6 protein-coding genes are annotated in these 6,575 nt (G+C 32.7%); all 6 read left to right on the forward strand.

What is annotated here, in order from left to right; genetic code table 11:
* Window positions 1-3: 3 nt before the first annotated feature.
* The 6 genes from HNQ03_RS13965 (at window position 4) to HNQ03_RS13990 (ending at window position 6,011) form a co-directional block, all read left to right on the forward strand.
* Window positions 4-831: a HipA family kinase gene (locus tag HNQ03_RS13965; protein WP_173780314.1), complete on the forward strand. Its 828-nt coding sequence runs from the start codon at window positions 4-6 to the stop codon at window positions 829-831.
* A complete protein-coding gene (locus HNQ03_RS13970) occupies window positions 831-1,694 on the forward strand; it encodes a hypothetical protein (RefSeq protein WP_173780315.1) in 864 nt (287 codons plus the stop codon). Before HNQ03_RS13965 ends, HNQ03_RS13970 begins: the two co-directional genes overlap by 1 nt.
* 249 nt (window positions 1,695-1,943) lie before the next feature.
* On the forward strand, window positions 1,944-2,525 hold the full coding sequence (locus HNQ03_RS13975) for a TetR/AcrR family transcriptional regulator (RefSeq protein WP_317170381.1): 582 nt from the start codon (window positions 1,944-1,946) through the stop codon (window positions 2,523-2,525).
* Window positions 2,526-2,672: 147 nt separating this feature from the next.
* Window positions 2,673-3,668: an NADP-dependent oxidoreductase gene (locus HNQ03_RS13980; RefSeq protein WP_173780316.1), complete on the forward strand. Its 996-nt coding sequence runs from the start codon at window positions 2,673-2,675 to the stop codon at window positions 3,666-3,668.
* Between the two features lie 19 nt (window positions 3,669-3,687).
* Window positions 3,688-4,848: an iron-containing alcohol dehydrogenase gene (locus tag HNQ03_RS13985; protein ID WP_173780317.1), complete on the forward strand. Its 1,161-nt coding sequence runs from the start codon at window positions 3,688-3,690 to the stop codon at window positions 4,846-4,848.
* 482 nt (window positions 4,849-5,330) lie between these two features.
* Window positions 5,331-6,011, forward strand: coding sequence for a type 1 glutamine amidotransferase domain-containing protein (locus tag HNQ03_RS13990; protein WP_173780318.1), 681 nt, complete (start codon window positions 5,331-5,333; stop codon window positions 6,009-6,011).
* The last annotated feature ends 564 nt before the right edge of the window (window positions 6,012-6,575 follow it).

Below are 6,575 nucleotides of genomic sequence, written 5' to 3' on the forward strand. Positions count from 1 at the left end.
GATATGTTGCAAAAAATCCTACATTACAAAGTTATTTCCTGTGGCGAAGAAATTCGTACCACAGGAAATAGCCCTATAAAAGTAATTGCGGAAAACTACGAAGCCTATTTAGCAAAAAATAGTAAGGCACTAAATCCTGCTACAGATATTATAAATGAACTTATAGCAAATTGCTTTCTAAAATTATGGGATTTAAAAACGCCAGACATTGCAATTTTAGATTTCTCGCCTGATTTGTTATTGCCGGAATATTCAAAAAGTCATCACAAATCATCTTATTATCAGAAACCAATTTTCGGAAGTAGTTGGTTACAGAGTGCATTTGATGGTACTGCATTTTTTAAAATAAATAATAAGTTCGATGAAAAAGTTTTCGTTGATTTTAACGATTTATTTAAAATCGGACTTTTCGACATCTGGGTGGAAAATGACGATCGTAAACCAACTAATTTAAATCTCATATTTTTGGAGAACGAATATGAAAAATTTAATATTGTTCCAATAGATCATTGTTATATCTTTAGTACGATGAAATATCAGGATTTAAAACCTGAAGACTTTATGCCAATAGCCAACGAAAACCTTTTGGTAACGGATTTAGCACTTAGTTTCAAAAAATATAAACATAAAAATAGAAATTGGGATAATGAAGATAAAGATTATTTCTACCTTTGCATCTCTAAATGTGAGAAATATTTCGATGAAATAATAAGCTATATTCCAAAAGAATGGAACTTTAGCGAGCAAGACGCAATCAATTTACAGTACTTTCTCTTCAATGAAGAAAGAAATAAAAAAGTATTTGCAGATTATTTAGAAAAGACAACATAATGAAAACCTATTACACCATACTAAAACTTTCGACCAATACCATCGTTGGCGATTCTTTATCTATTGGCTTACTCGTCTGTAGAGGTAATAAATATTGGTTAAAAGTATCTGAACACAAGAAAAATATTGCAAAAAAACTTCTTGGTGATAAAGAAAACTCTGTTGATTTTGTAATTAAACAATTATCAACTTATTTAAAACAGTTGAACAGTGAAACTCAAAAAAGTAATTTATTTACGTTTGAATCATTTATAACGGAAGACTATATCAATTACTTAAATGTTTATGCTAATGGAATTTTACAATTTTCAAAAGCTTCTGCACTAAATGATGATTTTGATGATTTGAAGTTTTCAAAATTGTATTCTTTATTGATAGAAAAAAATATCGGTGGAAAGAATGAAGTTTTTCAAGATATTAAATCAATTTCTTTATTAGAACAAAACGTACAAGATCGACTGATAAGTAAAGTAAGAAATAGAATTCATACTGAAATCACAATAGATAATTCTGTTTTAAAGAGTATTTATTTTAATTACGAAATGGATTGTTTAGGTTTAAACGGATCTTTTGTTGGGGCAAAATCCCTTTCGTTAGATCATACTGTACAAACGCTAGAAAAAAACGTCTCTCATTATGTTACCTTAATTGCATTACTAAGTCAGAAATATGATAAGAATTTAAATAATAATAAATTCTTTTTAATAGCTGATGAACCTTTATACAAAACTCCAGCACATAAATTCTGGGAAGAAATGAAAGACGTATCTACCTTTAAATTAATATCTTCTGAAGAAGTAGAACAAGTTGCTGAAATAGTTGATAAAACTGATGCGCGGAAATTCCTGCAAGAGAATTATTAAAATTGTATTTTTTAAAATTTATTGAAATATCAATATCTTGTAAATTTTATAAAGATCTTCTTTATTCAAAATAAAGACCTTCTACATCTGCTTCCCAATTCTTATAATTTTATTCTTAGAACCCTTATAAGCAGCTTCCAAGCTCCCCATTTTAAAAATTCCCCCTGCAATTTATAATATTCCCATATTTATAAATGAACGTTCATTCTTTTTTATATCTTTGTACTCTGAAAACGGAGAGCGTATAGCATGATGGATAAAAAAGTAAAAATAGTAGATAAAAAAGCAGCCTTGTTGCAAGCCACCTTAACCTTGGTGAACAATCATGGTTTTCATAACGCACCCATGGCAAAAATTGCCAAATTGGCGGGTGTTGCTCCAGCTACTATTTACCTTTATTTTGAAAATAAACAAGACCTCATCAATACCTTGTATCTAGAAGTTAAAAAATCTTATAGCGATTTTGCTTTTACCAATTACGAGGCATCTATGTCGGTGAAAAAAGGCTTTGAGATTATCTGGAACAATATTGCGCACTATAAATTGAATACCATCAGTGAAGCCAACTTTCTATCGCAATGCGATACAAGTCCGATGATAGATGAAGCCATCAGAATAGAAGGGCTTAAAAATTTGCAGCCGCTTTTGGATCTTTGGGAAAAAGGAAAATCGGAAGGGATAATAAAACCTTTGTCAATTTATGCCTTGTACGCACACACCATTTATCCGCTATCCTTTTTATTAGAAATGCAACAACGTGGGATCTTCACAATAGATGAAACTATGAAAGCAAATATGTTTCAAGTAGCTTGGGATGCGATAAAAACCTAATTTTTTAATTAAAAAAAAGAATGAACGTTTAGTTATTGTGAAGTGCGGTGTATCTTGTATAAAGTACAATGTACAAAGTATATAGATGCGAACTAAAAATAATAAAAGTAAAAATCAAATAGTAATTTAATTATAAATAATAATATAATGAATAAAGTAATCACATTAAATAGTCGGCCAGTTGGGAAACCACAGCTTTCAGATTTTAAATTTGAAGAAGTGGAAATGCCCCAAATGAAGGATGGTGAAGTGCTATTGAAAACGAAATTTGTTTCTGTAGATCCTTATTTACGCGGCAGAATGAGCGATGCAAAATCTTATGTTCCACCTTTTGAATTGCAAAAAGCCATGAGTTCTGGCGTAGTAGCAGAAGTAACAGAATCTAAGAACGATCAATTTAAAGTAGGCGACTTTGTATCTGGTTCGCTAGAGTGGAAAGAGTTGCAAAGCGTGAATCCAGAGCATTTAACAAAAGTAGATGATCAAATAGCGCCACTTTCTAATTATTTAGGAATTCTGGGAATGACAGGCTTAACGGCTTACTTAGGTCTAACGGAAATAGGAAAACCGCAAAAAGGTGAAACCATTTTAGTTTCTGGTGCAGCTGGTGCAGTAGGAAGCGTGGTAGGACAAATTGGGAAAATATTAGGTTGTAGAGTAGTGGGAATAGCTGGTACAGATGAAAAAGTAGAATTTCTAAAATCTGAATTCGGCTATGATGACGCCATCAATTACAACACGACAGAAAATATGACAAAAGCTATCGCAGAAGCTTGTCCAAATGGAGTAGATGTTTATTATGATAATGTAGGTGGAGATATTTCTGATGCTGCACATACCAATATTAATAGATTTGGTAGAGTTATCGTATGTGGAGCCATTTCTACTTATAACGAAACAGAGGTTCCAACAGGCCCAAGAGTGGAGGGTTTTTTAATTAAGAAAAGTGTATTGATGCAAGGCTTTATCGTGAGCAACTACGCAGAGAAATTTCCAGAAGCCGTGAAGCAATTAGCGCAATGGTTAGCTGAAGGAAAACTGAAATCTTCAGAAACAATTGTAGAAGGTTTTGATCAAATTCCTCAAGCTTTTATCGACTTATTTTCAGGGAAGAATACTGGAAAAATGATCGTAAAAATATAATTTAAATATAGATAATAAGATGAATAATTTCACATACAGAAATCCAACAAAAATTTTGTTTGGTAAAGGTCAGATAGAAAATTTGGCAACAGAGATTCCAGCTAATTCTAAAGTATTAATGCTTTACGGTGGTGGAAGTATTAAGAAAAATGGAATTTACGAACAAGTGAAAACGGCTCTTGCAGATTTCACAGTTTTAGAATTTGGCGGTATTCCTGCCAATCCAGAATACAGCGTTTTATTAGACGCGCTGAAAATCATTAAAGAAGAAAAGATTGATTATTTGCTAGCTGTTGGTGGTGGTTCTGTAATAGATGGCACTAAGTTTTTATCTGCTGCAGCGCTTCATGAAGGTGAAACACCATGGAATATTTTAACAGATAAAAAACCAATAACCAAAGGATTGCCTTTTGCAACAGTTCTAACATTACCAGCTACAGGTTCTGAAATGAATTCTGGTTCTGTAATCACGAGAGCAGAAACGCAAGAGAAATTGGCTTTTGGTGGACCGGGAATGTTCCCTGTATTTTCAATTTTAGATCCAGAAGTGATTAAATCTATACCACAAAGACAATTGGCAAACGGAATTGCAGATGCATTTACCCACGTGATGGAACAATACATGACTTATCCAATTGGAGCATTGTTGCAAGATCGTTTTGCAGAAAGCATTATGCAAACTTTGGTAGAAGTTGCACCTGCCATTATGAAAGATCCTACAGATTACCAAGCAGCGTCTAACTTTATGTGGAGTTGTACGATGGCACTGAACGGATTAATCCAACAAGGTGTACCAGGAGATTGGGCAGTTCACATGATGGGCCATGAATTGACGGCAATGTATGGCATAGACCACGCAAGAACTTTGGCTATTTTGGCGGGAAATCATTACCGTTACAACTTTGAAACAAAGAAAGAAAAATTAGCACAGTATGCAGAACGCGTATGGAATGTTACAGAGGGATCTTTAGAAGACAAAGCAAACGCTGGAATAGAAAAAACCGACGAATTCTTTAAATCTTTAGGTATTGATATTAAATTATCTGACTACACAAAAGATTATGAAGGAACTGGAAGCAACGTTGCTAAACGTTTTACAGAAAGAGGTTGGGAAGGATTAGGCGAGCACAAATCACTAAAACCAAGCGATGCTCAGAAAATTATTGAGATGAGTTATTAGGAGTTGGAAGACGGAGGTCGGGAGTTGGGAGATGGAAGTTGGGAGACGGAAGACTGAAGTTGGAAGACGGAAGTTGGAAATCTTTAAACCAGATTTATAAAATTGTAAATTATTAGGTATCCGTAATTTATCATAATAAGTTTTTGACACTATTTTTTGTCATTCCGTAGGAATCTAGCGTCCTGTCTGACAATGCATTTAGATTGACTTCGTCGAACCACTTCGTTAGGTTTCCTACGGAAATCGAAGATTCGACGAAGTCAATGACAACATTGTGTTAATTTAGCAATGTTATTATTAAAAATGGACCTACATAAAACCAATCAAAAAAGGGAAAAATAAGAACTCAGCTTATTTTATCTTTAAAAAGATGTATTTAAGCTTCAGCTTTTGTTCCTTTTGTGGTTAAAAAATTATTCGTAAAAAACTTAAACAAGCTCTAAGAATTTAGAGATTAAAATTAAAAAAATTAAAAAAACATTATGAAAGTATTATTTGTATTAACATCACACGATGAATTAGGAAACACTGGCGAAAAAACAGGATTTTGGGTAGAAGAATTTGCAGCACCTTACTATTATTTAGTAGATAAAGGCGTTGATGTAATTTTAGCTTCGCCAAAAGGTGGACAACCACCAATTGACCCAACAAGTGACAAACCAGAAAATCAAACAGAAGCGACGAAAAGATTTAAAGCAGATGCTGAACTTCAAGAAAAATTGAGCAAAACTCACGTTCTTGCAGACGTTAAATCTGAAGATTACGACGCAGTATTTTATCCAGGTGGTCACGGTCCACTTTGGGATCTAGCGGAAAGTGAAGTTTCTGCAGATTTGATTCAAAGTTTTTACAACGCTAATAAACCGGTATCTTTTGTTTGCCATGCACCAGCTGCATTGAAAATGGTGAAAAATACTGATGGAGAACCATTAGTAAAAGGTAAAAAAGTAACTGGTTTCACCAACTCTGAAGAAGCATTGGTACAGTTAACGGATGTCGTTCCATTTTTAGTAGAAGATATGCTAAAAGCCAATGGTGGAATTTACAGTAAAAAAGGAGATTTCGAGACTTATGCTGTAGAAGATGGTCTATTGATTACAGGTCAAAATCCTGCATCTTCTGAGAAAGTAGCTGAAATGTTATTGAATCAACTTCAAAAATAATTTGAAGCTATTATTCACAATTCTTTAAATAGAAATGTTCCGAGGTAATTGTGCTTCGGAACATTTTCTATTTGATGGCTTATTTTTTAACCACAAAAGGAACAAAAGTTTTTTACTGTGAAAAGGAAAACTTAAGGTCTCTTTAAAGCGAAAATGAGAGTTTTATGCATGGTTTTAACTTTGAGTAGCCTTACTTAAGCTTCTGCTTTTGTTCCTTTTGTGGTTAAAAATTTAATAACGATTTTATTAAACCACAAATCGAAGATTCACTGAATCCATTGAAAAATTAATAAAAAAAATGAAGTAAAAGGAACAAAAGTGTTTTGCAGCGTAAAGGAATTCAAAAATCTTTTTAAAGGTAAAATAAGAATTTATAAGCCTTATTTTAACTTTAAGGAGCCTTATTTAAGCTTCTGCTTTTGTTTCTTTTGTGGTTAAAAAAACATTTATAAAATTGTAAATTTATATGTAGTCAGCCATTAAAAACTATTTAAACAACTGATTAATAGTTATTTAGAAGTTATAAAGTTTGTTTATATCTGCAAGAAAACGTATCTTTATGTA

This window comes from Frigoriflavimonas asaccharolytica (assembly GCF_013294015.1).
In the GTDB taxonomy this organism is placed as follows: Bacteria; Bacteroidota; Bacteroidia; order Flavobacteriales; family Weeksellaceae; genus Frigoriflavimonas; species Frigoriflavimonas asaccharolytica.